Annotated in this window: 29 protein-coding genes; 25 read left to right on the top strand and 4 right to left on the bottom strand. The window is 38.7% G+C overall.

Annotated elements, in window-relative coordinates:
* Positions 1-9: 9 nt before the first annotated feature.
* The 3 genes from bamB to Q4489_RS10485 all read left to right on the top strand — a co-directional run bounded on the left by bamB (position 10) and on the right by Q4489_RS10485 (position 3,530).
* Positions 10-1,212, top strand: coding sequence for an outer membrane protein assembly factor BamB (gene bamB, locus Q4489_RS10495; RefSeq protein WP_303479955.1), 1,203 nt, complete (start codon positions 10-12; stop codon positions 1,210-1,212).
* Positions 1,213-1,298: 86 nt separating this feature from the next.
* Positions 1,299-2,741 carry a ribosome biogenesis GTPase Der gene (gene der / locus Q4489_RS10490; protein WP_303479953.1) on the top strand — a complete coding sequence of 481 codons (1,443 nt, stop codon included), beginning with the start codon at positions 1,299-1,301 and terminating at the stop codon, positions 2,739-2,741.
* A 105-nt stretch (positions 2,742-2,846) separates the two neighbouring features.
* Complete coding sequence (locus Q4489_RS10485; protein WP_303479951.1) at positions 2,847-3,530, top strand: PilZ domain-containing protein; 684 nt, start codon at positions 2,847-2,849, stop codon at positions 3,528-3,530.
* On the opposite strand, the gene xseA is transcribed toward Q4489_RS10485, so the two are convergent.
* Positions 3,527-4,861: an exodeoxyribonuclease VII large subunit gene (gene xseA, locus Q4489_RS10480; RefSeq protein WP_303479949.1), complete on the bottom strand. Its 1,335-nt coding sequence runs from the start codon at positions 4,859-4,861 to the stop codon at positions 3,527-3,529. The genes Q4489_RS10485 and xseA overlap by 4 nt on opposite strands.
* A gap of 152 nt (positions 4,862-5,013) precedes the next feature.
* Between xseA and guaB the strand changes: the two genes are divergently transcribed.
* From guaB to Q4489_RS10400, 16 genes are all read left to right on the top strand, one after another.
* Positions 5,014-6,486, top strand: coding sequence for an IMP dehydrogenase (guaB, locus tag Q4489_RS10475; protein WP_303479946.1), 1,473 nt, complete (start codon positions 5,014-5,016; stop codon positions 6,484-6,486).
* Positions 6,487-6,607: 121 nt separating this feature from the next.
* Complete coding sequence (gene guaA / locus Q4489_RS10470; protein WP_303479943.1) at positions 6,608-8,185, top strand: glutamine-hydrolyzing GMP synthase; 1,578 nt, start codon at positions 6,608-6,610, stop codon at positions 8,183-8,185.
* Between the two features lie 111 nt (positions 8,186-8,296).
* Positions 8,297-8,683 (top strand): energy transducer TonB, encoded by a 387-nt coding sequence (locus Q4489_RS10465; RefSeq protein ID WP_303479941.1) that lies wholly within the window; start codon positions 8,297-8,299, stop codon positions 8,681-8,683.
* A gap of 28 nt (positions 8,684-8,711) precedes the next feature.
* On the top strand, positions 8,712-9,218 hold the full coding sequence (locus Q4489_RS10460) for an arsinothricin resistance N-acetyltransferase ArsN1 family B (protein WP_303479938.1): 507 nt from the start codon (positions 8,712-8,714) through the stop codon (positions 9,216-9,218).
* Between the two features lie 125 nt (positions 9,219-9,343).
* On the top strand, positions 9,344-11,395 hold the full coding sequence (locus Q4489_RS10455; protein WP_303479936.1) for a TonB-dependent receptor: 2,052 nt from the start codon (positions 9,344-9,346) through the stop codon (positions 11,393-11,395).
* A 357-nt stretch (positions 11,396-11,752) separates the two neighbouring features.
* Entirely contained in the window at positions 11,753-12,187 is a 435-nt protein-coding gene (locus Q4489_RS10450; protein ID WP_303479933.1) for a hypothetical protein, read from the top strand.
* 247 nt (positions 12,188-12,434) lie between these two features.
* Positions 12,435-13,946, top strand: a complete 1,512-nt coding sequence (locus tag Q4489_RS10445) for a serine hydrolase (protein WP_303479930.1) — start codon at positions 12,435-12,437, stop codon at positions 13,944-13,946.
* 25 nt (positions 13,947-13,971) lie between these two features.
* Positions 13,972-14,565 (top strand): glutathione S-transferase family protein, encoded by a 594-nt coding sequence (locus Q4489_RS10440; RefSeq protein WP_303479927.1) that lies wholly within the window; start codon positions 13,972-13,974, stop codon positions 14,563-14,565.
* Between the two features lie 179 nt (positions 14,566-14,744).
* Entirely contained in the window at positions 14,745-15,611 is an 867-nt protein-coding gene (locus Q4489_RS10435) for a tetratricopeptide repeat protein (RefSeq protein WP_303479925.1), read from the top strand.
* A gap of 58 nt (positions 15,612-15,669) precedes the next feature.
* Complete coding sequence (locus Q4489_RS10430) at positions 15,670-16,134, top strand: OsmC family protein (RefSeq protein WP_303479922.1); 465 nt, start codon at positions 15,670-15,672, stop codon at positions 16,132-16,134.
* Between the two features lie 13 nt (positions 16,135-16,147).
* Complete coding sequence (locus Q4489_RS10425) at positions 16,148-16,441, top strand: hypothetical protein (protein WP_303479919.1); 294 nt, start codon at positions 16,148-16,150, stop codon at positions 16,439-16,441.
* Positions 16,442-16,546: 105 nt separating this feature from the next.
* Positions 16,547-17,050, top strand: coding sequence for a GNAT family N-acetyltransferase (locus Q4489_RS10420; protein WP_303479917.1), 504 nt, complete (start codon positions 16,547-16,549; stop codon positions 17,048-17,050).
* Positions 17,051-17,188: 138 nt separating this feature from the next.
* Positions 17,189-17,362, top strand: a complete 174-nt coding sequence (locus Q4489_RS10415; RefSeq protein WP_303479915.1) for a hypothetical protein — start codon at positions 17,189-17,191, stop codon at positions 17,360-17,362.
* A 288-nt stretch (positions 17,363-17,650) separates the two neighbouring features.
* Complete coding sequence (locus Q4489_RS10410; protein WP_368389595.1) at positions 17,651-18,001, top strand: RidA family protein; 351 nt, start codon at positions 17,651-17,653, stop codon at positions 17,999-18,001.
* A gap of 10 nt (positions 18,002-18,011) precedes the next feature.
* The gene (locus tag Q4489_RS10405) at positions 18,012-18,212 is read left to right on the top strand and encodes a DUF4177 domain-containing protein (protein ID WP_303479911.1); all 201 of its coding nucleotides are present in this window, start codon (positions 18,012-18,014) and stop codon (positions 18,210-18,212) included.
* A 116-nt stretch (positions 18,213-18,328) separates the two neighbouring features.
* The gene (locus tag Q4489_RS10400; protein ID WP_303479906.1) at positions 18,329-18,583 is read left to right on the top strand and encodes a hypothetical protein; all 255 of its coding nucleotides are present in this window, start codon (positions 18,329-18,331) and stop codon (positions 18,581-18,583) included.
* 76 nt (positions 18,584-18,659) lie between these two features.
* Here Q4489_RS10400 and Q4489_RS10395 read toward each other — a convergent pair whose 3' ends face one another.
* Both Q4489_RS10395 and ygfZ read right to left on the bottom strand, forming a co-directional pair.
* The gene (locus tag Q4489_RS10395; protein ID WP_303479903.1) at positions 18,660-19,148 is read right to left on the bottom strand and encodes a peptidylprolyl isomerase; all 489 of its coding nucleotides are present in this window, start codon (positions 19,146-19,148) and stop codon (positions 18,660-18,662) included.
* A gap of 20 nt (positions 19,149-19,168) precedes the next feature.
* A complete protein-coding gene (gene ygfZ, locus Q4489_RS10390) occupies positions 19,169-20,170 on the bottom strand; it encodes a tRNA-modifying protein YgfZ (RefSeq protein WP_303479900.1) in 1,002 nt (333 codons plus the stop codon).
* Between the two features lie 213 nt (positions 20,171-20,383).
* On the opposite strand from ygfZ, the gene Q4489_RS10385 reads away from it, so the two are divergent.
* On the top strand, positions 20,384-20,635 hold the full coding sequence (locus Q4489_RS10385) for a succinate dehydrogenase assembly factor 2 (RefSeq protein WP_074498841.1): 252 nt from the start codon (positions 20,384-20,386) through the stop codon (positions 20,633-20,635).
* Positions 20,595-21,062, top strand: coding sequence for a protein YgfX (locus Q4489_RS10380; RefSeq protein ID WP_368389591.1), 468 nt, complete (start codon positions 20,595-20,597; stop codon positions 21,060-21,062). Before Q4489_RS10385 ends, Q4489_RS10380 begins: the two co-directional genes overlap by 41 nt.
* Here Q4489_RS10380 and nadB read toward each other — a convergent pair.
* Complete coding sequence (gene nadB, locus Q4489_RS10375; protein ID WP_303479891.1) at positions 21,022-22,629, bottom strand: L-aspartate oxidase; 1,608 nt, start codon at positions 22,627-22,629, stop codon at positions 21,022-21,024. The two genes, Q4489_RS10380 and nadB, sit on opposite strands and share 41 nt — an antisense overlap.
* A gap of 207 nt (positions 22,630-22,836) precedes the next feature.
* Here nadB and rpoE point away from each other — a divergent pair, with 207 nt between their 5' ends.
* Genes rpoE through Q4489_RS10355 form a run of 4 tightly spaced genes read left to right on the top strand, consistent with a single transcriptional unit; the run spans position 22,837 to position 25,487 of the window.
* Positions 22,837-23,415, top strand: a complete 579-nt coding sequence (rpoE, locus tag Q4489_RS10370; protein WP_074498839.1) for an RNA polymerase sigma factor RpoE — start codon at positions 22,837-22,839, stop codon at positions 23,413-23,415.
* 25 nt (positions 23,416-23,440) lie between these two features.
* A complete protein-coding gene (locus Q4489_RS10365; protein WP_303479890.1) occupies positions 23,441-24,040 on the top strand; it encodes a sigma-E factor negative regulatory protein in 600 nt (199 codons plus the stop codon).
* Positions 24,037-25,008: a MucB/RseB C-terminal domain-containing protein gene (locus Q4489_RS10360; RefSeq protein ID WP_303479887.1), complete on the top strand. Its 972-nt coding sequence runs from the start codon at positions 24,037-24,039 to the stop codon at positions 25,006-25,008. The genes Q4489_RS10365 and Q4489_RS10360 overlap by 4 nt, the downstream gene beginning before the upstream one ends.
* Complete coding sequence (locus Q4489_RS10355) at positions 25,005-25,487, top strand: SoxR reducing system RseC family protein (RefSeq protein ID WP_303479885.1); 483 nt, start codon at positions 25,005-25,007, stop codon at positions 25,485-25,487. Before Q4489_RS10360 ends, Q4489_RS10355 begins: the two co-directional genes overlap by 4 nt.
* Positions 25,488-25,546 lie beyond the last annotated feature (59 nt).

Here is a 25,546-nt window from a genome sequence, read left to right as displayed (position 1 = left end):
GAGCCATTAGTGCTAAAAATAACAAACGTATTACGACATAAAACATTGCTTATGGGCTGTTTATTAACAGGCTTAATGGCATGTTCTTCTACTGATGATGAAATCGATCCTAATGAACCGGTGGAACTCACAGAGATTACTGAACGATTTGAAGCTGAGGTAGCTTGGGAAGAGAGCATTGGTGGTGTAGGTAAATATTTTTCACGTATTACCCCTCTTGTTGCCTATGACAAGCTATACAGTGCTAGCCGCGAAGGTGAAGTCTATGCGATGGACCCAGCGACCGGTAAAGAATTATGGCGCACTGATTTACGCAAAGAAGGCGAAGGCGGATTTTTCTCTAGTAAGCCAACAGCGTTTCTTAATGGCGGCCCAACTGCAGCAATGAATAAAGTATTCATTGGCAGTGAGAATGGCGATGTCTATGCCTTAGACGCAGAAACAGGTGAGCTAAGTTGGCACAGTAAAGTGAAAGGTGAAGTGTTATCCGCACCAGGCTTCGATGCTGGCGTACTTGTTGTAAATACTGCATCAGGCGTTGTTAAGGCGTTTAACGCCACTGATGGTGAAACACTATGGCAAATAGAGCAAGATGTACCACCATTAACACTCAGGGGTACCAGCTCACCCGCATTAGCTGCTGGTGGTGCGGTTGTTGGTGCACCAAATGGTAGTTTGACGGTATACTTGTTAGAAAGTGGTCAACAAGGATGGACATCAGAAATAGGCGAAGCAACGGGTTCAACAGAATTAGACCGTGTTGTTGATATTGATTCAAGCCCAATCATTTATGGTGACAAGGCTTATAGTATTTCTGCTCGCGGTAACTTAGCGTCAGTAGACTTACGAAGCGGACGAGTGTTGTGGAAACGTCAATACTCTTCTTATCGTGACCTTGAAATCAGTGGTAACACGATTTACTTAACTGACGTTAAAGGCCATGTTTATGCGATTGATCGCGTAAACGGCACAGAAAAATGGAGTCAACTTGCACTCACTAACCGTAATGTGACAGGACCAAAAGAATTCGATAACTATATTGTAGTTGGTGATTTTGAAGGCTATGTACATTGGTTAGACAAAGAGTCAGGCGATATTGTTGCTCGTCATCACGTTGATGGCAGTGGTGTATATGCAACACCAACGACAGATGGAAATTTACTTTTTGTACTGTCAAAAGATGGTGATTTACAGGCGATTAAAAAGCCTTAATCTCATTTAAAGTGCTAAGATTAAAGCGGCTCTGCAATGTTTGCAGGGCCGCTGTTGTTTATTAAATAGAAAATTCTGAGGTAATCATGCTTCCTGTTGTTGCGCTTGTAGGGCGCCCTAATGTTGGAAAATCAACTTTATTTAACCGTTTAACGCGTAGTCGCGATGCTTTAGTTGCTGACTATCCGGGCTTAACGCGAGATAGACAATACGGCCAAGCAGAGGTTGAAGAACATCCTTTCATTGTGATTGATACAGGTGGTATTCACGGCAATGAAGAAGGCATAGACGCCTTAATGGCTGAGCAATCTTTAATGGCCATTGAAGAAGCTGATGCGGTGTTATTTATGGTGGATGCTCGTGCTGGCTTAACATCGGCTGATCAAGGTATTGCTGATTACTTGCGAAAACAGAATAAAAAAGTTTTTCTCGTTGCCAATAAAATAGACGGAATTGACGCTGATTCAGCAGTTGCTGAATTTTATCAATTAGCACTTGGAGAGGTGCATCAAATTGCTGCTGCTCATGGTCGTGGCGTGACGCAGTTATTAACACTGGCATTAACCCCTCATATTGAAGCGCTTGGTGAAACCAACAGTGATGATGACAATGAAACGTTATCTGACGAAGCATTAATTGATCAAGCTCCTGATGAAAACGACACGATAAAATTAGCGATTATTGGTAAACCGAATGTGGGTAAATCAACATTAACCAACCGTATTTTAGGTGAAGAGCGGGTGGTGGTTTATGATATGCCTGGCACAACGCGAGATAGCGTTTATATTCCAATGGAACGCAATGGCAGAGAGTACACCTTAATTGATACTGCAGGGATCCGTCGTCGTAAAAATGTGACAGATGTCGTTGAAAAGTACTCTGTGATCAAAACACTTCGAGCAATTGAAGATGCAAATGTATGTTTGCTTGTTATTGATGCCCAAGAAGGTATTTCTGATCAAGATTTAAGTTTGCTTGGTTTCATCCTTGAAGCTGGGCGTTCATTAGTGGTTGCGGTAAATAAATGGGATGGACTCGATGATAGTGTTAAAGATCGTATCCATAAAGAATTAGATCGTCGCTTAGGCTTTATTGACTTTGCTCGAATTCATTTTATTTCTGCACTGCATGGTACCGGTGTTGGTCATTTATATGAATCAGTTGAAGAAGCATTTGTGTCTGCAACGAAACGCATTTCGACTTCAATGGTGACTAAAGTATTAGATATGGCGGTGTTTGATCATCAACCGCCTATGCATAATGGTCGTCGTATCCGTTTAAAATATGCTCATGCCGGAGGTTATAACCCTCCAATTATCGTGATACATGGAAATCAGGCGAAATTTTTACCGCAATCTTATAAACGTTATTTAATGAATTATTATCGTAAGTCATTAAAAATTATGGGAACGCCGATAAAAATTGAATTTAGAGAAACTTCTAACCCGTTTGCCGGTAAGAAAAAACTATCTTACAGCGAGCAAAAGAAGTTAGCACGTAAAACTCAAGGCTACAAAACCTCAGAGTAACAATGTAGCGTGATAAATTAATGTTATTTCTGTGCGCTAATACGTTGCATTACAACGTATTTTTAGCTAATTTTATAACTATTATTTATCACGACTATAAAAAACATGCCTTCGTCGCCAACCAAAATAGAAACGGTAGATCGGCTTAACCGCAATTTAGGGTTACTACTTGCCGGCTCATTAGTTACGATTGATATTGCCACACCAGCCGGTCAAAAAGGTAAGTTCAGAACAACGTTTATTGGCTATTTACCTAAAAAATACGTGCTTGTTCAATTTCCCGATAAAAATAAACTCGGCAGTTTTAGTCAGTTTTTAACGCAAGGTGTTGCAGTTACTGTTCGGGGATTAATTGAAGGGCACGAAGGTTCGGTCGCTGCTTTTGTAAGTACGGTTAAACAAACCTTGCAAATACCCTCTAAAATTATGGTGTTAGATTTTCCGCGTTCATTAAGTGTGCAAAGTTTACGTAAATCTATTCGTATAGATACCGACATCGTGTCTAAAGTGTTTGTTGAAAATAACTATTGGCAAGGACTCATCACCGATCTTTCGCTTTCAGGTTGCCAAATACTGATTAAAAATGGCGAAAAGCTTAATATGACCAAAGATAAATCTATCAGTGTGATCATAGAAAACTTTCAAGATCTTAATAATTTAAAATTGCCAGGTACTATGTGTACCATTAAACCTGTACTGAACGGTGTTTCCATTGGGGTAAAGTTTAGTGAAAATGCGCGTGAGTTAGTGATAAAGTTACTTCATCATGTCATCACGTTAGAAGTTTAACTGTCATTGACAGAAGTAACCGTTGCAGCAAATTTTCCGTCAGAAAGTTGTACCTCAACACTCTTACCAATATCAACTTGCTTTACAGACTTGACAATACCCATTGTTGTTCGTGTCACGCTGTAGCCTCTTGCTATGGTAGCTAATGGACTTACTAATTGTAATTGTTCAATACATTTAACAAATTTTTGTTGTTTACGTTGATGACTAAAGTTTATTGCCTCAATTAAACGTGTTTGCAACGATTCTGAATGCTGCTGTTGTCTGGTGATATTTTGTTGAATAGGCAACTGTGCAAATCGCTGATTAACCAATTTACTCGGTAAAGAAAGCCGAGCTAACCGGTTTAGTTGAGCGGTAGTTAATCTGTTTGCTAATTCATCTGCTCGTTGTTGTTGTGTGACAATCTGTTGCTCAGGGTGAACACGGTCAAGACGATGGGTTATGTTTGTTAGTTGCTGTTGCCATTTCTCGGTGATGATTGATAATTGTCGTATTAATCGTTGCTTCAACTGCAAGGCTTTATCGAGCGTATCAGCGGTATTTTTCGATGCTAACTCTGCAGCCGCAGAAGGAGTAGCTGCTCTAATATCTGCTACATAGTCAGCTAATGTAGTGTCAATTTCATGGCCAACAGCGCTAATGATTGGAATTTTGCTTTGAAATATTGCTTCTACGACGATTTCCTCGTTAAACGACCATAAATCTTCTAGGGAGCCACCTCCGCGACCAACAATCAGTACATCGCATTCACGTCGAATATTCGCTTGTTCAATGGCTGCAGCAATATCACGCTTTGCATCTTTACCTTGAACTAGTGCAGGATAAATAATAACGTGGGTTTGCGGACTTCTGCGTTGTAATACCGATAAAATATCTTTAATCGCTGCACCTGTTGGTGATGTTACTACGCCAAGAGTATTAATATGCTCGGGTAATGCTTGTTTGTTTTGCGTTGAAAAATAACCTTGAGCATTTAATGTTTTTTTTAATTTTTCAAATTGCTGTTGAAGTAAACCGTCACCAGCATCATCCATTTGATCAATGATTAATTGAAAATCACCGCGAGGCTCATAAAGAGAAACACGAGCACGTACAAGCACTTGTTGGCCGTTTGACGGCTTAATACGCACTTTATTATTGTTGCCCTTAAACATGGCACATCTTACTTGAGCTTTACTGTCTTTTAACGATAAATACCAGTGGCCTGAAGCAGCAGCAACAAAATTTGATATTTCGCCTGTCAGCCATACGGTATTCATTTCGCTTTCTAAAAGGTACTTTACTTTCTTCGTAAGTTCGCTAATTTTTAAAATATACTGTTGGCTCATAAGGAAACAAAATTAAGATAAGGATCATTTATGCCAGCCATTATAAGTTTTTCTATAAAATAGTAAAAATTAAGTTTACCTGACAGGCGAAAACGGTTAAAATTCTGCCGCAATATTTCCTCCCTAGCCACTTTAATTAGAGAGATGTTGCGATGCTACGAATTGCTCAAGAAGCACTAACTTTTGATGATGTTCTACTTGTACCTGCCCACTCAACGGTACTGCCTCATACGGCCGAATTGAAAACCAAATTAACCCGAAAAATTGAATTAAATGTACCAATGGTTTCTGCATCGATGGATACAGTGACTGAAGCGCGTTTAGCGATTACGTTAGCGCAAGAAGGGGGTCTAGGTTTTATTCATAAAAATATGACCATCGCTGAGCAAGCTAAAAACGTTTCTACGGTGAAAAAGTTTGAAAGCGGTATTGTTACTGATCCTGTCACGGTAAGCCCAACTGCTTCTATCGAGTCTGTGATGATGTTAGCTGATGAACTTGGCTTCTCTGGTTTTCCTGTTGTTGATGACGCTAACAATCTTGTTGGTATTGTCACCGGTCGTGATTTACGATTTGAAACTGACCTATCAAAACCTGTTTCTGCATTAATGACTGAAAAAGAGCGCTTAGTAACGGTTAAAGAGGGTGCTAAGCGAGAAGAGATTTTAGGCTTAATGCATGAACACCGCATTGAAAAAACTTTGATGGTTGATGATGCCTTTAAATTAACAGGTCTTATTACCGTTAAAGATTACCAAAAAGCTGAAAGTAAACCGAATGCTTGTAAAGATGAATTAGGCCGTTTACGTGTTGGTGCTGCAGTAGGTGTTGGTGCCGGAACCGATGAACGTATTGATGCATTAGTTGCTGCGGGTGTAGATGTGTTATTGATTGATACTTCGCATGGTCATTCGCAAGGTGTACTCGATCGCGTAAAAGAAACCCGTAATAAATATCCTGATTTACAAATTGTTGCAGGTAACGTGGCAACAGGCGAAGGTGCAAAAGCAATGGTTGATGCTGGTGTTGATGCCGTTAAAGTAGGTATTGGCCCAGGTTCAATTTGTACAACACGCATCGTTACAGGCGTGGGCGTACCGCAATTAACGGCAATATCAAATGCTGTTGATGCTATTAAAGGCACTGGTGTGCCTGTGATTGCCGATGGCGGAATTCGCTTTTCTGGTGATATTGCAAAAGCATTGGTTGCAGGTGCGCATTGTGTCATGGTTGGTAGTATGTTCGCGGGTACTGAAGAGTCACCAGGCGAGGTAGAGCTATACCAAGGGCGTTATTACAAATCTTATCGCGGTATGGGGTCTTTAGGTGCTATGTCGCAAAAAGAAGGCTCAAGTGACCGTTACTTCCAAAAATCTGATGGTGAAGCTGATAAATTAGTACCTGAAGGCATTGAGGGGCGTGTTGCTTATAAAGGCCCTGTTTCAGCAATTATTCATCAGCAAATGGGCGGCTTACGCTCTTCAATGGGCCTTACTGGTTCAGCTACAATAGAAGAAATGCGTACCAAACCGCAATTTATGAAAATAACAGCTGCCGGCATGGGTGAATCTCATGTGCATGATGTTGCCATCACTAAAGAAGCGCCTAATTATAGAATGGGCTAATGTGCATACGTTTAATGGCTTTGTGTTTTAGTAAAACATTAACGCATTAAATGTTGTTAGTTATTTTACAGGCTGATTTTTAAATCAGCCTGTTACTTTTAAACTTATAAAAGGTTTTGATATGACCAAAGATATCCATGATTCACGAATACTCATTCTAGATTTTGGCTCGCAATATACTCAATTAATCGCACGACGTGTACGTGAAATAGGTGTGTATTGTGAGTTATGGGCTTGGGATGTAACCGAAGAGCAAATTAAAGAATTCAATCCTAGCGGTATCATTTTAGCCGGTGGCCCTGAATCTGTTACTGAATTAGATTCACCAAGAGCACCTGAATATGTATTTAATGCAGGCGTACCTCTTTTTGGTATTTGCTATGGTATGCAAACCATGGCTGAACAGTTAGGTGGCGGCGTTCATGGTTCAGAGCATAAAGAGTTTGGCTATGCAGCAGTTGAAGTTATTGCAGAATCTCGCTTGTTTACAAATATTGAAGATCGTATTGCAGATAACGGCAAAGCGTTATTAGATGTTTGGATGAGTCATGGCGATAAAGTGTCAGCGATTCCGCCAGGTTTTAAAACGCTTGCGCAAACACCAAGCTGTAAATTTGCTGCAATGGCCAATGAAGAAAAGCAGTTTTATGGTGTGCAATTCCACCCTGAAGTTACTCATACCAAACAAGGTATGCGCATTTTAGAGCATTTCATTGTTGATATCTGTGGTTGTGAAAAACTATGGACGCCAAGTTCAATTATTGAAGATGCGATAGAAAAAATAAAAGAACAAGTAGGCGATGACGAAGTCATACTTGGTCTATCTGGTGGTGTTGATTCATCAGTGGTTGCGATGCTTATTCACCGCGCCATTGGCGATAAACTAACCTGTGTATTTGTTGATAACGGTTTACTTCGTTTAAACGAAGGGCAACAAGTGATGGACATGTTTGGCGATCACTTTGGTCTAAATATTTTACACATTAATGCTGAAGATCGCTTTTTAAATCGGTTAAAAGGTGAGGCAGACCCTGAAGCCAAGCGTAAAATTATTGGTAACGTATTTATTGATGTTTTCGATGAAGAAGCCGGTAAACTTGCTAATGCTAAATGGTTAGCTCAAGGCACTATTTATCCTGATGTCATTGAATCTGCAGCGTCAAAAACAGGTAAGGCTCATGTGATTAAGTCGCACCATAATGTGGGTGGTTTACCAGAAGACATGGAACTTGGTTTAGTTGAACCATTACGAGAGCTTTTTAAAGATGAAGTGCGTAAAATTGGTTTAGAATTAGGGTTACCTTACGACATGCTTTATCGTCATCCATTTCCTGGTCCAGGTTTAGGTGTGCGTATACTTGGTGAAGTTAAAAAAGAGTACGCTGATTTACTTCGTCGTGCTGATGCCATTTTCATTGAAGAATTACATAAACACGATCTATACAACAAGGTGAGTCAAGCATTTACGGTATTTTTACCGGTTCGTTCAGTTGGTGTAATGGGTGATGGGCGTAAATATGATTGGGTGGTAAGTTTGCGCGCCGTTGAAACAATCGATTTTATGACCGCACACTGGGCGCATTTACCTTACGATTTCTTAGGACTGGTCTCTAACCGGATAATTAATGAAATTGATGGTATATCGCGTGTCGTTTATGATATTTCAGGTAAGCCACCTGCCACTATTGAGTGGGAATAACAATGAGTGACGTTTAAGTAGTAGAAAAAACCAGTGATATATCACTGGTTTTTTGTTTAAATAGTGTTCACTGGTATGTTTAACGTCATTATGTGAAAGGGAAATAAAATAATGAAAAATCTAATACTTTGCTTAGCATTAACAATATTTAGCTTATCTGCTATTGCCTCTTCTAGTTACCCTAAAGAGTGCAATGACTTTACATTAAAAGTAAAGCCTATGTGGATACCTAAAATGCCCAAGTATCCTGAAAAAGCCTTAAAATCCGGCGTTGAAGGCTGTGTGGTGTTAACATTTACTATTACTTCTCATGGAAGCGTAAAAAATGTCACGGTTGTTAATGAATACCCTAAAGGAAAAGGTTTTGCCGAAGAAGCTAAAAAAGCAATGTCACGCACTAAATATAAACCATTGGTTAAGAACGGCGAACCACTAATACAAGAGAATGTACAATATCAGTTTTCATTTCGTGATGGCATTGTTCATAAATCCGAGTAAATGTTAACGCTGAGTATGCTATTTATTTATGATTATTGAAGCGCTCCCTAAGCATGCAGGTGCAATAGCATCTATTTATAATCACTATATACAACATACCACGATTACCTTTGAAACTGAATCTGTAGGTGCTGAGGATATCGCTTGCCGGATGCAAGATTTCGCTAAAGCAGAGCTTCCTTGGCTAGTTGCAATAGAGAATGAGCAAGTAATTGGTTATGCGTACGCGAGCAAATGGAAAGGACGTTGTGCATACCAATACTCAGTGGAGGCAACTGTCTATCTATCTCCCTCTTTTATTAGTAAGGGGTGGGGTACAAAGCTATACCAAAATTTATTGTCGCAATTAAGGACTAAAAATTTGCATGCAGTTATTTGCGGTATTGCATTACCTAATGAAACAAGTGTTGCCTTACATGAAAAACTAGGGATGGAAAAAGTAGCACATTTTAAGCAGGTTGGACGAAAGTTTGATCAATGGATAGACGTAGGTTATTGGCAACTCCTATTGAATCATGAAGATGAGATGCTTTAGGTAAGGTTAAAAATAAGGCATAACAAAAACTCACACTTACTGACAAAGCAACAACAGATCACCACAAGTAAAAAACACTCTTACTGCGTAAACTTTTGGCATATTTTCTTATATGCCAAACTACCATGGACAAAAAACTACTTATTAACTTTTTTACTGTAGGTATTTGCTTGCAATTACCATTGTTAGCCGTTGCTGATGAACTAAATCAGCAAGCTGTAAATGAGACGATCGAAAAAATAGAAGTCAAAGGAAGAAGAAACCAACCTATTACCCAATTAAGTGCAGAAACTGAAAAGCTATTAGCAATAGCAGGAATAGCACATGATCCGCTTAATTCTGTCTACAGCTTGCCCGGCGTTGTCTATGCCGGAGGGGATGATGGAGGAGAACCTGCAATTAGAGGATCTTCACCCGATGATAATGCATTCTATATAGATGACCTGCCAGCAGGGTATATCTTTCATTTATTTGGCGATAGCATTTTTAACGAAAATGTAGTTCGTGACTTTAAACTGCATCCCGCGGCATTTAATAGTCAGTATGGCAACGCTACTGGCGGCATCTTTGACGTGAAATTACGCGACCCTAAGCAGCAAGATATTGAAACGATTGTTGATCTAAGTTTTTTAAAAACGGGGATCATGGTTGAAGGTGGGGTAACTGAAGATCAAGCATTTTATTTTTCATATCGACGAAGCTTGATGCACTTATTCTTATCTGAAGGTGATGAAGAAGACGGATACACTGTATTTAAAGCGCCAATGAGTGATGATTATCAAGGAAAGTATCAATGGTTGGTTGGCAATGACCACAAAGTTACTTTTACCGTCAATGGTGCCAGTGACGTTGGTGGTATTAATATTTCTGCTGCGTCTGAACAAGGTCGTGTTGATCCTGATTCTATTGGCGATTTAAAGCTAAAAACACGCTTTGATAGTCAAGGCCTATCTTGGCAGTATTTTGGTGATGCTGGTAAAATTATGCAATTGGTTTTTGGTCACAATCAGGAAAAAATTGAAGAGTTTTATGGTGAAGGTCAGTTTATCGATATTGATAAAAAGCAATTTGATTTAAGGTTACATTATCAAATTGATTGGTTTAAAGATCATAGGTTAACCCTCGGTAGCGACTTACAAAATAAGGTGTTTAATTATAGCTTTGATGCAATTCCATATTACTGTACTGACCATGATCAAGACTGTGAGAGTAAAAAAGGCGAGAGAATACAAGATGAAGATAAACTCACTAATAATTATATTGCGCTTTATGTTAATGATAAATGGTACGTTAATCGAGCATTGCAATTAGAGGTAGGGTTAAGAGCTGAACGAAATGATTATACAGAACAATCTTTTTTACATCATCGTTTAGCACTTAACTGGTTTGCCACTGACGCGTTAACGTTTCGATTGAAACAAGGCTCGTATAGTCGCTTCCCCGATATTGAAACTGTGTTACGAAAGATAGGTAATCCGGCATTGAATGCACCAAAAGCTCAGCATTATGCGTTGAGTACCGAATATCAAGTGAATGATCTTTGGCATAGTACAGTTGAGCTCTATTACAAAGATCTTAACGATTTGCCAAGATCACTGGGTGAAGATGATACAAATGCGGAATTACATTACAGTAATGATATATCTGGTAGCGCGAAAGGAATTGAATGGGTATTAAAGCGTGAATTAGCTGATGGTTGGTATGGTTGGGCTTCTATTAGTTGGTCTAAAAGTGACCGAACAGATGAATTGACAAAAAGCACAACAGAGTACTATTTAGATACACCGTTATTAGCCAATCTTGTAGCTAATTATCAATATAATGAGCGTTGGGACTTTGGCATAAGGCTTACAGTGCGCAGTGGTCAAAAATACACACCAATTATAGGGCTTCGAAAAAATCCAGATTACCCTGAGCATTTTTTACCAACATATGGTGAGTTAAACAGTCAAACATTACCCACTTACCATCGTTTAGATCTACAAGCGAATTATAAAACACGTTATTGGGGGCACAATGCACAATGGACATTTGCACTGCTAAACGCGACAAACAGTGATAATTTTTCTGGCTACTATTTCGCGCCTGACGGCAACGAAACACTAACGGATTACAACATTGAAGGTGAAGAAGGAATGGGTATGTTTCCTTCTATAGGCTTGAAAATGACGTTCTAGCGACAAGCAATTGAACTTAAACTGTTGAGTTTAAGTTCTGGTGAATATTATGAGGTGAATAGATCTACCTTGAGTGATTTAGGTATGATCTTTCACATAGAGCAAAATGAGAAGGCATAAACTTAACGTAATATTAAGCGATAACAATTCTAGGACCTAGACTACACAAGGTACCCTTAACCTGAATTGACAATTCAAATACCTGTATGATTGTGACTAATTTTTAGTTTTTTGCAATTTCTTACAGCTGAAGCCAGTTTACTTACACTTTATTACTAAGGCTGTACTTCTTTATACAGACCACACCAGTCAAGATTTCTATAATTAAATTCCGTTTATTTGTAATGAAGATTTTTAATGTATAGATTTATATTTGTAAACATATTTTTTGTCATGATGTCTGGCTGTGCTTCACCAGGCGTTGATCGAGCAGAGCAACAAAAACTCATTCAAGAGTTTTATGCCTCAGTGGTAGATATTACACCAGTAACGTTATCATCTAATGTTGGAACAGGTGTATTAGTTGGTGCAGGAGTTGGCATTCTAGATGAATCAGACGGTAATAGTGATGATATGATAGCAGGAGGTATCGCTGGCGCATTAATTGGTGGTTTGTTTACGGCCATTACAGAAGGAAGTGACGAAGCATTTGAATATTCCCTTTTTAATGCTGAACGGGGAAACCTTACACTTATCCAAAAAGAACACCTGACTAACGCGACTTGTGTCAAAGTAAGGATTGCAGATATCGCAACGATAAGTGTTGTGAATAGTGCTTTTTGCACAGTCTAGTTTCTTTTATTAATCATTAATAACATTTTCAACGTTTGAAGAGTATGTTTACATCAATGATGATAGAAACATTGTTTCTAAGCTTAAGCTAAAACGGTTAATTGTTTGACAGCCATTTACTCAAAAGTTATGGTTAAGTATTACGACTTGGTTCGTACTTTCGTTCCTATATCTATAATCATTGATAGCAACGACATCGATCGTGATAAATAACGATAATAATAAGTGAACAAGGATCATATAAACGATGAAAAAGTTAGTTTTGGGGCGTTTCGCTGTACTGTTCTCTGTTTTAGCTTGCATGCAGTTCAACGTTCAAGCGGTTGAAACCTCTGCGTTATTAAATTTCAATACCATTCAGTCATCAGGTACTCATTCTACAAAACAACAGGCGATGAAAATTAATGCCTTGATGAATGACTATCACGCGTTGCGAGAGCTAAATGGTAGTGTGCTTGTAGCAAAAAATGGCAAAATTATTTTTGAAAAAGGCTTTGGTAAAGCAAACTTTCAATGGGGTATAAAAAATGATCCCAATACTAAGTTTCGCATTGGTTCTTTAACAAAGCAGTTTACTGCAACACTAATTTTGCAGTTAGTTGAGCAAGGGAAAATAGCGTTAAACCAACCTATCAGCGAATACTTACCTTATTACCGAAAAGATAATGCTAATAAAGTTACAATTCATCAATTACTTAATCATACGTCGGGTATCCCAAATTATACTAGAGATAAAGATTTTAGAGATCAAGTGAGCAGAAATCCTTATGAAGTGAAAGCATTTATACAAAAGCACTGTAGTGATGAATTAGCCTTCGAACCAGGCAGTCAATTTCAATACAGTAATTCTGGTTATTTTATCTTAGGAGCGATCATCGAATCTGTAACAGGTGATACTTATGCCGAAGTATTAGAGCAACAAATTTTATCACCATTAAAAATGCATGATACTGGATATGATAACGGCCAAGAAATCCTCACCAACAAAGCTCAAGGCTATGATAAATTGTTAGAAGGTTATCAACACACTAGCTATGTGGATATGTCAATTCCTTACGCTGCGGGCTCAATGTATTCAACAACACGTGACTTGTTAAAATGGGACAGCGCTTTATATCAACAAACACTATTGAAAACCAGTTCATTAGCGAGAATGTTTGATGATACAAGTGGACGAAATTATGGCTATGGTTGGATGATTGAACAGCTACCCGCTGAAAAGTTTGGTCAAACGAAAACAGTGGTGAAGCATGGTGGCGGCATTAACGGTTTTAATGCGTTTATCACGCGAGTAATCGAAGATAAATACCTAGTTATTATTTTAAATAATGCAGGTGGTGCGCCAATGACAGCCATGACTGAGGGCATACTGAATATTTTGTATAATAAATCGGTTGCACCTGCACAGCAACATCCAAGATACGCACTCTATCAGCAGTATAAAAATGGTGGTATTAAAGCATTAGAACAGCATCATAAGTCGCTTAGCCAAAAAGACGAGAGTATCAGTGAACGTCAACTTAATTCTCTTGGTTACTCGTTGATTAGTGAAAAGCGATTAGCTGACGCGATCAAAATATTTACCTTTACCACGCGCGTATATCCTAAATCTGCAAATGCCTATGATAGCCTTGCAGAAGCGTATTATCTTGATGAACAATTCGAACAAGCCATGAAGTTTTATCAAACGTCACTGTCAATTGACAAGAGCAATGATAACGCTAAACAGATGATCGAAAAAATATCAGCATTGTTATAACTTTTTAACGATTATAGGAATTTGGATGAAAGTATACGGAGATAGCCAGTCCGGCAATTGTTATAAAGTTAAGCTGATGTTGTCACTGCTTGATTTAAAGCATGAATGGATCCATGTTGATATTTTAAGCGGTGAGTCTCACACCGAGGCATTTCTTGATAAAAATCCTACGGGTAAAATCCCGCTTTTAGCGCTTGATGATGGGCGTTATATTGCGGAATCAAATGCAATTATTAATTATCTTGCTACGGGAAGTGAGTTCCTCTCTACAGATCCTTTTGACTATGCAAAAGTTCAGCAATGGCAGTTTTTTGAACAATATAGCCATGAACCCTACATTGCGGTTGCAAGATTTATCGCAAAATATCTAGGGTTACCGGCAGAGCGTAAAGCAGAATATCTTGCTAAACAAGCAGGGGGGCATAAAGCGCTTCAAGTGATGGAACAACAGTTATTGAAAACGCCTTTTTTAACAGGAAATAAGATCACAACTGCTGATATCACATTATATGGTTATACACACGTTGCTGATGAAGGGGGGTTTGATCTCTTAAGATATCCCGCTATCATACAATGGCTTAAACGAATTCAGTCTTTACCAAACTTTATAGCGATGTAATAAATAGGTAACTATTGGTGATATAGCCATTCACGCAATGGTAAGTTATAGATTCATTACGTGATAAACTATAAATATCACCACATATTTATTCATGAATATAGACAACTAAACTGATGACTGTGGCTGTTTAAACGTGGTTAAATTGATACTCACCTGATCGGAGCTAATGAATTCTCATGCGCGTATACCCTATTTTAGTTCAGATATTCATCTTGAGCTTTTTACTGACTAGCTCAGCTCTAGCCCAAGAAACTGAAACCATTGATAAAAAGGTCAATGAATTAGAACAACCACTGTATAGCCCATTTATTGAACGGTATATGCTTGATGAACTCAAATCATTACGCCAAGAACAACAAGCATTAAAAGCTGAGATGATCGATAAAGTTGCTAATGCAAAGTTAGAATCATCTGACCGAGCACTTCGGTATACCGCAGACACTACAAACAATATTTTTTATATTATTACCGCTGCGGCATCAATTTTAGTCTTACTCGGTTGGAAGTCGATCAACGATATTAAAGTGCATATGGAATCAAGCACAACGAAAAGAATTGAAAAGCTTACTTTAGAATATGAGAAACGACTTAACGCCTTAGAAGATACGATTAAAGAACGCTCTAATCAAATTGTGACTGCTCAAAAAGAGTTATCAGATAGTAACCTTGTACACTCTCTTTGGATGCGGGCTGGCTTAGAAAAAAGTGATCAAGAGAAAATGAATATCTATGATCAAATATTAGAATTAAGTCCGCATGATGTAGAGGCATTGACCTACAAAGCCGATATCTTACTTGATATGAACGATGATTCGTGGGCAATATCGTTGGTGAATCAAGCGTTAGATATTGATAGTGAATATGCATTTGCCTACTGGCAAAGAGCATGCGCAAAAGCTAAGTTGGAGCAAAAGAATGAAGCGATTGAAGACATTAAACAAGCCATTGATTTATCTCCACCCTTAAGAGAAGAGTTAATGGGTGAAATGTATTTTGAAAGTTTAAAAGACGACGAAGCGTTTATTGCCTTAGCCGAGTTGTAATGGCAAATGCGTTAGCATTAGCTAAATAACAAATAAAAATCAATGAAAGGAAGGTTTAATGGCAATATATCGCGCCTTAGTACATTGGCAAAAGCAGATAGATGAAGCTTATTTAGATAACAAATATAGCCGAGGACATACTTGGACATTTGAAGGTGGCGTTAGTGTGCCTGCGTCGTCTTCCCCACATATTGTGCCGCTTCCATACTCTATCGCTGAAAACGTTGACCCAGAAGAAGCGTTTGTTGCTTCATTATCGAGTTGCCATATGTTGTTTTTTCTCGCTATGGCAGCGAAAAAGCGTTATATCGTTGAGAGTTATCAAGATAATGCCTTTGGTGAAATGGCAAAAAAAGAAGGTAAAATAATGATGACACGCGTCACGTTAGTACCAAAAATTGTCTTTAGTGGTGAGCGAATTCCAACAGCATTAGACATCGAAAAATTACATCACCTTGCCCATGAGCAGTGTTTTATTGCAAACTCAGTGAAAACTGAAGTTGTTGTTGAAATACCAGAGTAAACTAGGATTAGCAATGTCAGCTGAGTATGATTGGTATGTGGTCGATTTAGGCGATGCAATTACTGCAGATATCCCGCTTGAACGATGCAAAGCAATATTAGAACAAGGCTATCAATCAACTCATAATTTGTTGCCAATGGCCGCGTTTTATCGATATGAATCGGCAGGACTTCACTGTCACATCATGCTCTACTTAACAGCTAGTTTTCAAGACGTGGCTCAGTTACCTCAAGCTGCTTTGTGTACTAAACCCACGAACCAAGCGTTGCAGTACTTAGCGGGTGATGAAAACTATATTGTGACATAGGTATACGACGGTAAATATTTAATCAATATAGTAAAGAATACGAGCGTATGTGATTTAATTGTCACTGCTTTATTATTTTTAATTGGTATAAATGGCTTAACGCTAATGATCACCCTAAGAGCTTTTAATAATAACGATAGTGAATTACTGGTTAATTATTTAAATAATTCACAGGTTACACAATATATTACCAGTGCAATTCCTCAGCCCTATACCGCACAAGATGCCCAGTGGTGGATTTCACACAGTCAACAATCAAGTCTTATTAAAGCCATTGAATATCAAGGTGAATTTGTCGGTTGTATTTCTGCACAACGAGGAGATTTTGAATATTACCGCAGTGCAGAATTAGGCTACTGGGTTGCTCAAAAATTTTGGGGGAAGGGCATAGCAACAATTGCCGTTAAAAACTTCAGCGAATGGTTATTTACTCAAACTGATATTCTGCGACTGCAGGTTTCTGTGGTGTCATTGAACAAAGCATCTAATCGAGTGCTGGCTAAAAATAACTTTACTTGTGAAGGAATGCGTAAACATGTTTCTTATAAAAATGGTCAGTTCTTTGATGAAGAACTATGGTCATTATTAAAAAGCGACGAAGAACGTTAAACAGTTAAGTTGTTAGTACTATTACATGTGTGTGCAAATAATCTACATTTTATTGAGTGTCGGCTGGTTATAGTGCTATGTTGTAGTGATAGAAATAAAAAATAATAAAAGCACATCAAAACAACAAAGGGATAGGGCATGTCTAAAAAAAGTAATAGTGGTTATTTATTTATCTTAAGTGGCGTTTTGTTTTTATTTGCAGGGTTATTAGGCGATCAGTTGTCTTTCTACGGTGTTGCCATCATGTTTGCTATTTTAGGAGCTGTAACTATCGCTAAAAATAAGTCATCCGCTGATTCTCAACAAGAATAACTCTTTCAATTGGAGTTGGTTTTACGTTCAATCGAATAAATGTTCAGGCGATCGCTAAATTTTAACACCTGCATTACTTTGATGTGAGTGGCACTAAACGTTGGTAATTGGCATGATTAGTAACCCTTGGGTCGTCTTCCGCTACCATTGAGTAATTTTATCGAAAATGTAAACAACGCCCATCCCATTTTTAGGGAAGATCCATTATATGTCATCGCATTTTCTTATTTGCTCAAAATCTAACAACGATTATGATGCATGCACTTTTTGCTAACAGACGACATAAACATGATTGAAAGAATGGAAACAGGCGCTCGTATGAGCCGGATAGTTAAGCATAACGGTACTATTTATCTCTGCGGCCAAGTGTGTAAAGACGCAAATGATACTATTGTTGGCCAAACAACGACCATGCTTGAAAAAGTAGAAGCGTTATTAGTACAAGCTGGCAGCTCAAAAGAGCACATGTTGTCGGCAACAATATATTTGAAAACGATGGACGATTTTGCTGCAATGAATGAGGTTTGGGATGCTTGGGTGCCAGCAGGCCATGCACCCGCTAGAGCATGTGTGCAAGCGCCAATGGCAAGAGATGTGTTGCTAGTTGAAATATCTGTGATTGCTGCGGAATGTAAATAAGGAATTTTAAATGACCGTAAAATGGCAATATAAAACGTTGAGATTTGATAAGAAACAGTTTATTTCAGGCAGATTAGATTTGTCATTGCTAGATGAGAAATTAAATGCCTACGGTGATATGGGTTGGGAATTGGTCAGCCTTGATACGAATTCATCAGTATTTGGTACTGATATCGCTGCAGTTGCTGTTTTTAAACGAATAAAAGAATAACTACATTATACGCTAAATCAATGAATTAAAAAAAATGTCTGATTGTTGTAATAATTTAAGCAATGATCAGACTACATTAAGTGTAAATTACTTATTTGTTATTAGGGAGTATAGTTATGCTGGAATATTTATTGAGCCTAGATATAGTTGTTGTATTTGTTGTCGTTTTTTGTATCAGTTATTATTTTTTTGATGGTCGAGATATGTTAGCAAGTGAATGGCTAGGGTTTGAGTCTGAATCTTCAGTATCTGATGAAGACTTGACCAGTAAAAACCAAGAAATTCAGCAGTTAAAACAACGTATAGAAACTCTAGAAAAACTAGTGACGGATCCTCAGGAACAATTAAAAAGAGAAATTGATGCTCTTTAGTGTTCCAAAAAACAAGCCCAATATATAATTGGGCTTGTTACTTATTTGCCGCGAATATTTGTTAGCGGTGTTTTAATTAATGTTCATGCCCACAACCGCCTTCTGCATGTACATGGCCATGTTCAAGCTCTTCAGCTGTAGCGTCACGTACTTCGATAACTTCAACATCAAACTTTAAATCAATACCTGCAAGAGGGTGATTACCATCAACAGTAATTTCTTCATCTTGTACATCAACAACAATAACGGTTTGCTCGCCTTCATCTGTTGTTGCGCGTAATTGAGTACCAACATCTAAATCTTCAATGCCTTGGAAAAGTGACTTAGGGACCGTTTGCACAAAACCATCATGACGTTCGCCGTAGGCATTTTCTGCATTAACCTCTACTTCAAACTTATCACCAGCTTGGTGATCTGTCAGTGCTTCTTCTAGACCAGGGATCAAATAACCCGTACCGTGGATAACGGCTAAAGGTTGATTATCGTAAGAACTGTCAATAAGTGTGTCTTCGCTGTCAGAAACGGCGTAATGTAAAGTAACGACTTTGTTAGGGGCTATTTTCATAATAATTCCTAGAATTGAGGTTATTGAATTTCAAGCGTGTATGGCAGAGCCATTAAAGAAAGTTGGCACGATTGAGGGGATTTAAGTCTGTGATTGGTTGAGTCATCAGTATCACTTGCTAAAACTGCTTGAACGTACAACTCACCGTTATCGGCAAGATAATAACTGATAATGTCTCCAGCTTTTCGCCAGTTTTCGCCTAATTGTTTTTCAACCGCAAGTGGCGTTGAAAGTTCATCGCAACTACCAGTTAACGCAAACATCGCTTTTTTATTTCTACCTAGATATTGCATTCGAGCAACAGTTTCTTGGCCTAAATAACAACCTTTGGTAAAGCTAATACCATTAATGGCTTGCATGTTCAGCATTTGTGGCACATATTCTTGTTCAGCGTCAACCAAGTTAGGTATACCTTGGCTGATTTCTAATAAAGACCATACATCTTGTGAAAGCGTTGGTATTGATAGTGAGTCAATACAGTTGTTAACGGTTTCCTTTTCACCAACAAGCAGGTAACGTGGAATAACTCCATCAATATAAAGCAGGGTGATGTTGTGCTCTGTAATTGTGGGAGAGTTAATGTCAGGCAATTGAGAAAATGACTTGCTCAAGTGATTTGCTGCTTGTGTGCCACAAACTGCTGCAAAACTGACATGCGCTTGTTCAATATCAACTTTAGCGAATACACCAAATTTTTGTAGCTCGGTTAACGATTGCGTTAACGTACTAATTGGTTGAAGCAGTATTAACGCTTGTTGGTGTAAAAATAAACGAAAGCATGAGAGCACCTTCCCTTTTGCGGTACAGTGAGCGCCATGCAATAATTTATTTTCCGTTAATGATTCTACATCACAGGTAACTTGGCCTTGTAAATATTTAACTTGTTCTTCGCCTGATATGCTGATGGCGGCAACGCTACGTAACGGTAAAGTAAAAGCGTCGGGTAAAGCAGATAAACTTGGTTTCATATGCGTTTTGTGATCTGTCATGATGTAATGTATTTGATAGACTAATGATGACATAAATAAGGGCATTTGTATAAGAGACAAGCCAATAAATTCACGGTAAACCTATCTTTTTCCGTTAGGTAATTCATCAAATAACTTGGTATCGTTTAAGAGTCAGCCTGTCTGATCACATGAAAGAAAACTAACGATATAATTCGCTTAACATCAGTAGATGTTGGTAAAGTGAATTTGCTACAATGTGGCTAATGTCGTATTAAGGTAAAAAAAATGTCAGAACCTGTAAATAAAGCTAGACTCAAATGGGCATGTCGTAGAGGTATGCTAGAGTTAGACGTATTGTTTATGCCTTTTGTAGATGAAGCCTATGACGCACTTACAGAAGATAAAAAACGGATTTTCGAACGCTTATTAACTTGCCAAGATCCAGAGTTGTTTGCGTGGTTTATGGGGCACGAGGAATGTGAAGACCCACAATTCAATGAAATGGTGCAATTTATACTTAATAGAGTCAAAGTATAGAATACGTATTAAGCACTCTTTAATACTAAACCGCCTAAGCAAGGTAACCATAACCTTAGTTTTTCTATCGTTAGTAATGGTAATGTTGATGCCTTACTCTATAGGGGGGCAGTATGCTTTATTACTCAGTGGTTTATTGTATTTTTTCAGTGTTAATGTTCGCAGAGTCCATGCGAAACATTATGTAGTTAGTCTGGATAGTTTAGGACTTGCTGCCGTTAATCAGCAAAGTGCTCAGCCAATTGTACAAGGAAGCCGAATTGGCTGGTTAGGCTGTTGGTTGTATTTAGCACCTGTAAATGATGTTAGAAAACAACCAACGAAATTATTTATTTTCAAAGACAGTGTCAGCAAGCAAGACTATGCGCGTCTTTGCCGTCACATTCTTAGGTTTCAAAAGTATAATTTACAGGACGTAACTCAGTAACCTGTGCTTTTGGTAACAGTTCTGGATAATCAAGCGTGTAATGTAGCCCTCTACTTTCTTTTCTCGTCATCGCACATTTAATGATGAGTTCTGCAACCTGAACTAAATTTCGTAATTCAAGTAAATTGTTACTCACGCGAAAGTGACGATAATATTCGTCAATTTCTTTTTGTAATAATTCAACACGATGCAATGCACGCTCGAGACGTTTGGTGGTGCGTACGATACCCACGTAGTCCCACATAAATAACCTTAATTCATGCCAGTTATGCTGTATGACTACTTCTTCGTCTGAGTCAATCACGCGACTTTCATCCCAAGGCGGTAAAGCATGGTAACCTTGTTTGTGATCTAACGCTTGTTCTATATCCTTTGCAGCCGCTCGCGCAAACACTAAACATTCAAGTAATGAATTACTTGCCATTCTATTAGCGCCATGCAAACCGGTATAAGCCACTTCCCCGATAGCATAAAGGTTTTTAACATCTGTTTGGCCTTGTTGATTTATCATTACGCCGCCACAAGTGTAATGTGCGGCAGGTACTATGGGAATTGGGCTATTGGTCATATCAATACCCAATGACATGGTTTTTTCGTATATGGTTGGAAAATGCTGTTTAATAAAATCAGGTGATTTGTGGCTGATATCTAGATACATACAATCAGCGCCCAAGCGCTTCATTTCAAAATCGATAGCACGGGCCACAATGTCTCGCGGCGCTAATTCTGCACGCTCGTCAAAACTAGGCATAAACCTGCTACCGTCCGGACGTCTTAATATTGCGCCTTCACCGCGTAAAGCTTCAGTGATTAAAAAATTACCTGCTTCGGGGTGGAATAAACAAGTAGGATGAAATTGATTAAATTCCATATTTGCTACTCGACAGCCTGCTCGCCATGCCATCGCGATACCATCGCCACTGGCAATATCAGGATTCGAGGTATATTGGTATACTTTTGATGCGCCACCAGTCGCTAAGATGACTTTTTTTGCGTAAATACCTTCTACTTTTTCGGCATTACGGTTCCACACATAGGCTCCTATGCATGGCTTATTTGACTGCTTATGATCACGCACTAAATCAATTGCGTTATAGCGTTCAAAAATACGAATACGGTTATGTCGCTTTACACGTTCGATTAACGTAGTTTGTACTGCTTGACCCGTTGCATCAGCGGCATGAAGTATACGGCGATGGCTGTGCCCGCCTTCTCGTGTTAAGTGATATTTCACATCACCGTTTGAATTGTCTTCTTGATCAAACGCGACGCCTTGTTCAATTAACCACTCTAAACAAGCTCTAGCATTTTCTGCGGTATACTGTACGGTGCGTTCATCACATAACCCTGCACCTGCAATTAAAGTGTCTGCGACATGTGACTCAATACTGTCATTTTCATCGAATACGGCTGCAATGCCGCCTTGTGCATAAAAAGTTGAACCTTCATACATTTTACCTTTACTTAAAATAACCACGTCGGCATTTTGAGCTAAATGTAAGGCAAGAGTAAGTCCGGCAGCGCCACTACCAATAATTAAAACGTCACAGTTATGTTGATGATTCATATACGTGGTGAACTAAGGTGTTGTATAATGACAGGGATTTTATCTTGTAATAGGCGTTGATAACAGCATATTGGTTAGAGATCTTTATCTTTTTTAAAATAAATTAAAACTTTTTAGAACTTTTTAATGTTTCCTCAGTCTCACTTTATGCGTTTGTTATGAGCCAAATGTTTTTAAATTAAGTTGTTTGTAGGAGAATTGGCTCGAATGAGCGAACTGAACGTCGACCAAGAATTGGTTGAGCGGGTACAACGTGGCGACAAAAATGCCTATAACCTGCTAGTAACGAAGTATCAGAACAAAGTAGCAAACTTGGTGTCACGCTATGTAAGAAATCATAGTGATGTGCCCGATATTGTTCAAGAAGCGTTTATTAAAGCGTATCGTGCATTGCCTAATTTTAGGGGTGACAGTGCCTTTTATACTTGGCTATATCGAATTGCTGTAAATTGTGCAAAAAACCATATGGTTTCGAGTGGTCGTAAGCCACCAGGCACAGATGTTGAAATTGAAGATGCAGAGATATATGATTCAGGTGATGCTTTACGTGAAAATGCATCACCCGAAAAATTACTGCTAACCAAAGAAATTAAAAAGATGGTGTTTAGTACCATTGAACAATTACCGGATGATTTGCGTACAGCAATTAATTTACGTGAATTAGAAGGGTTAAGTTACGAAGAAATTGCGACAATTATGGAGTGTCCTGTTGGTACAGTACGTTCTAGAATATTTAGAGCTCGAGAGGCTGTAGATAAAAAAATTCGTCCATTACTTCAGCGCTAATAACGAAAAGGTTTAAGGTTTTTCTATGAGTGAAAGCAAATTTGAAACAGTATCTTCGCTAGTCGATAATTTTCATCATGAAGATGCGGTTTTAGACGATGTGCTAAAAGACAATGATATGTCTGAAACTTGGCAGCGTTATCATTTAATTGGTGATGTTTTGCGTGACGATGTAGCACAATCTATAGATATCGATCTTTCCGATGCTATATCAAATGCAATTGCAGAAGAGCCAACAGTGTTAGCTCCGGTGAAGAAGCCTAGCTTGCCAAGTGTCGTCAAAGCAAAAGTTGTGAGCATGGTAAAACCATTCGGACAAGTTGCTATTGCAGCGTCAGCCGCTGGTTTGATGGTGTTTGGTGTGCAAACTAATGTGGCTGACAATGATACTGCCACGCCTTATCAAGTAGTACAAACAGGTTTAGCGGTTGGTGGTGTGGCACAGCCGGTAAGTTTAAACTTTCAACAAAATACTCGCGCTGATCAACAACAAGCGATAGTTGAGCAACAACGACGTTTTCAGGCGCTTTTACAAGATCATAAGCAACAGATGAAATTTAGCGCAGTTATTCCTTCTTCTAAAGATAAGCAGCAACCGCAAGAGGCTGATAAATCGGTTAAATGAAATTAACGACTTTCCTAATTTCACTGGTGTTGATGATATCACCAGTGAAAGCGCAAGAGACGCAAGAACCTACCTCCGCCGAATCATGGCTTAAACAATTATCACACTCACTAAAAACATTAAATTTTGGTACTTCTTTTGTCGTGGTAAAGAATAACCATGCAGAACCGTATCATTGGTTCCATGGTATAAGTGAACAAGGTGATGAACTAGAAATTTTATCATTACTCAATGGCCCACGGCGAGACGTACTTAGAAAAGGCGATGTCGTAAGTTATATTGAACCGGAATTACCACCTTATTCTGTTAAAACCAGTCAAATTACTGGGCCAATTCCTAACGTGTTAAGTAATGATTTAGCTGCTCTTCAAGCGCATTATAATTTTGTTTCTGTAGGTAAAAGTAGAGTGTTAGGTCGTGGTGCTCAGGTCATTCGTATTGTACCAAAAGATAATAGTAAGTACGCCTATTGGCTATGGTTAGATCAACATACAAGCTTATTATTAAAATTGGCCGTGATCACTCGAAAAGGACAGCAACTTGAACAAGTACAGTTTACCCACCTTGATATTACTGAACAGCCAGCAGAGAGCTTAATACAATTAAATAGTACTGAATTACCTGATGTTGTTGATATTCCTGAAGGCTATCAGCAACAAAAACTTGCATGGAAAGTGGAATGGCTGCCGCAAGGTTTTGAGCGTATTAATGCCAATAGACACCGCATTGTTTCAACAAAAGAACCTGTTGAATTTCAATTATTTAGCGATGGGTTAGCTGAGGTGTCAATTTATGTTACCCCGAGCAAAGAGCAGCAGCGTGCTACTGATTACGTGATGGACGGAGCAACCGTTGCATTAAGCCAAGTAGTGAAAGGGCTTGAAGTGAGCGTTGTTGGTAAAGTGCCTACCCAAACTGCGAAACGTATAGCTGATTCTGTTAGGCTTGTTTCTGGAGCAGCCCCTTGATAGAAGAGCATGCACAAGTCATAGAAATTAATGGTGAACAAGCTGTTGTGCAAACAACCGTTAAGTCAACGTGTAGTGGCTGCCAACAACTAGAGTCATGCGGCAGTGGTCAAGTAGCGAAGGCTTTTGGGCAAAAGCAAGTAAGTTATCAAATTAATGCAACCACACCCGTAAATATTGGCGATAATGTACTAATTGGTTTATCTGAACAGGTTTTATTATCGGCAGCTTGGCAGGTGTATTTATGGCCATTAATAGGGTTATTTGTCGGCAGTATTACCGGGCAATATTTTTTTGCTTTAATGAATTTTACTCATGAGTTATTTGCGTTATTTACGGGCATTTTAGGTGGATATTTAGGGTTTAAATGCGCGCAGTTTAAGCAACAACGTGCCGCATCAGATGAGCGTTGGCATGCAAAACTATTGAAAGTAATTCAACACAACGAAAGCTCTTCTCAACGCATTAATCTTAGTTAATAATCTATTAAAATACGATTTTTTCCTCAATATCCCAACAAAAGATAGCCCCCACGCGC

The organism is Thalassotalea sp. 1_MG-2023 (assembly GCF_030546745.1).
Classification (GTDB): Bacteria; Pseudomonadota; Gammaproteobacteria; order Enterobacterales; family Alteromonadaceae; genus Thalassotalea_C.
Note: the sequence above shows the minus strand (reverse complement) of the source record. Positions and strands in the feature narration are given on the sequence as shown.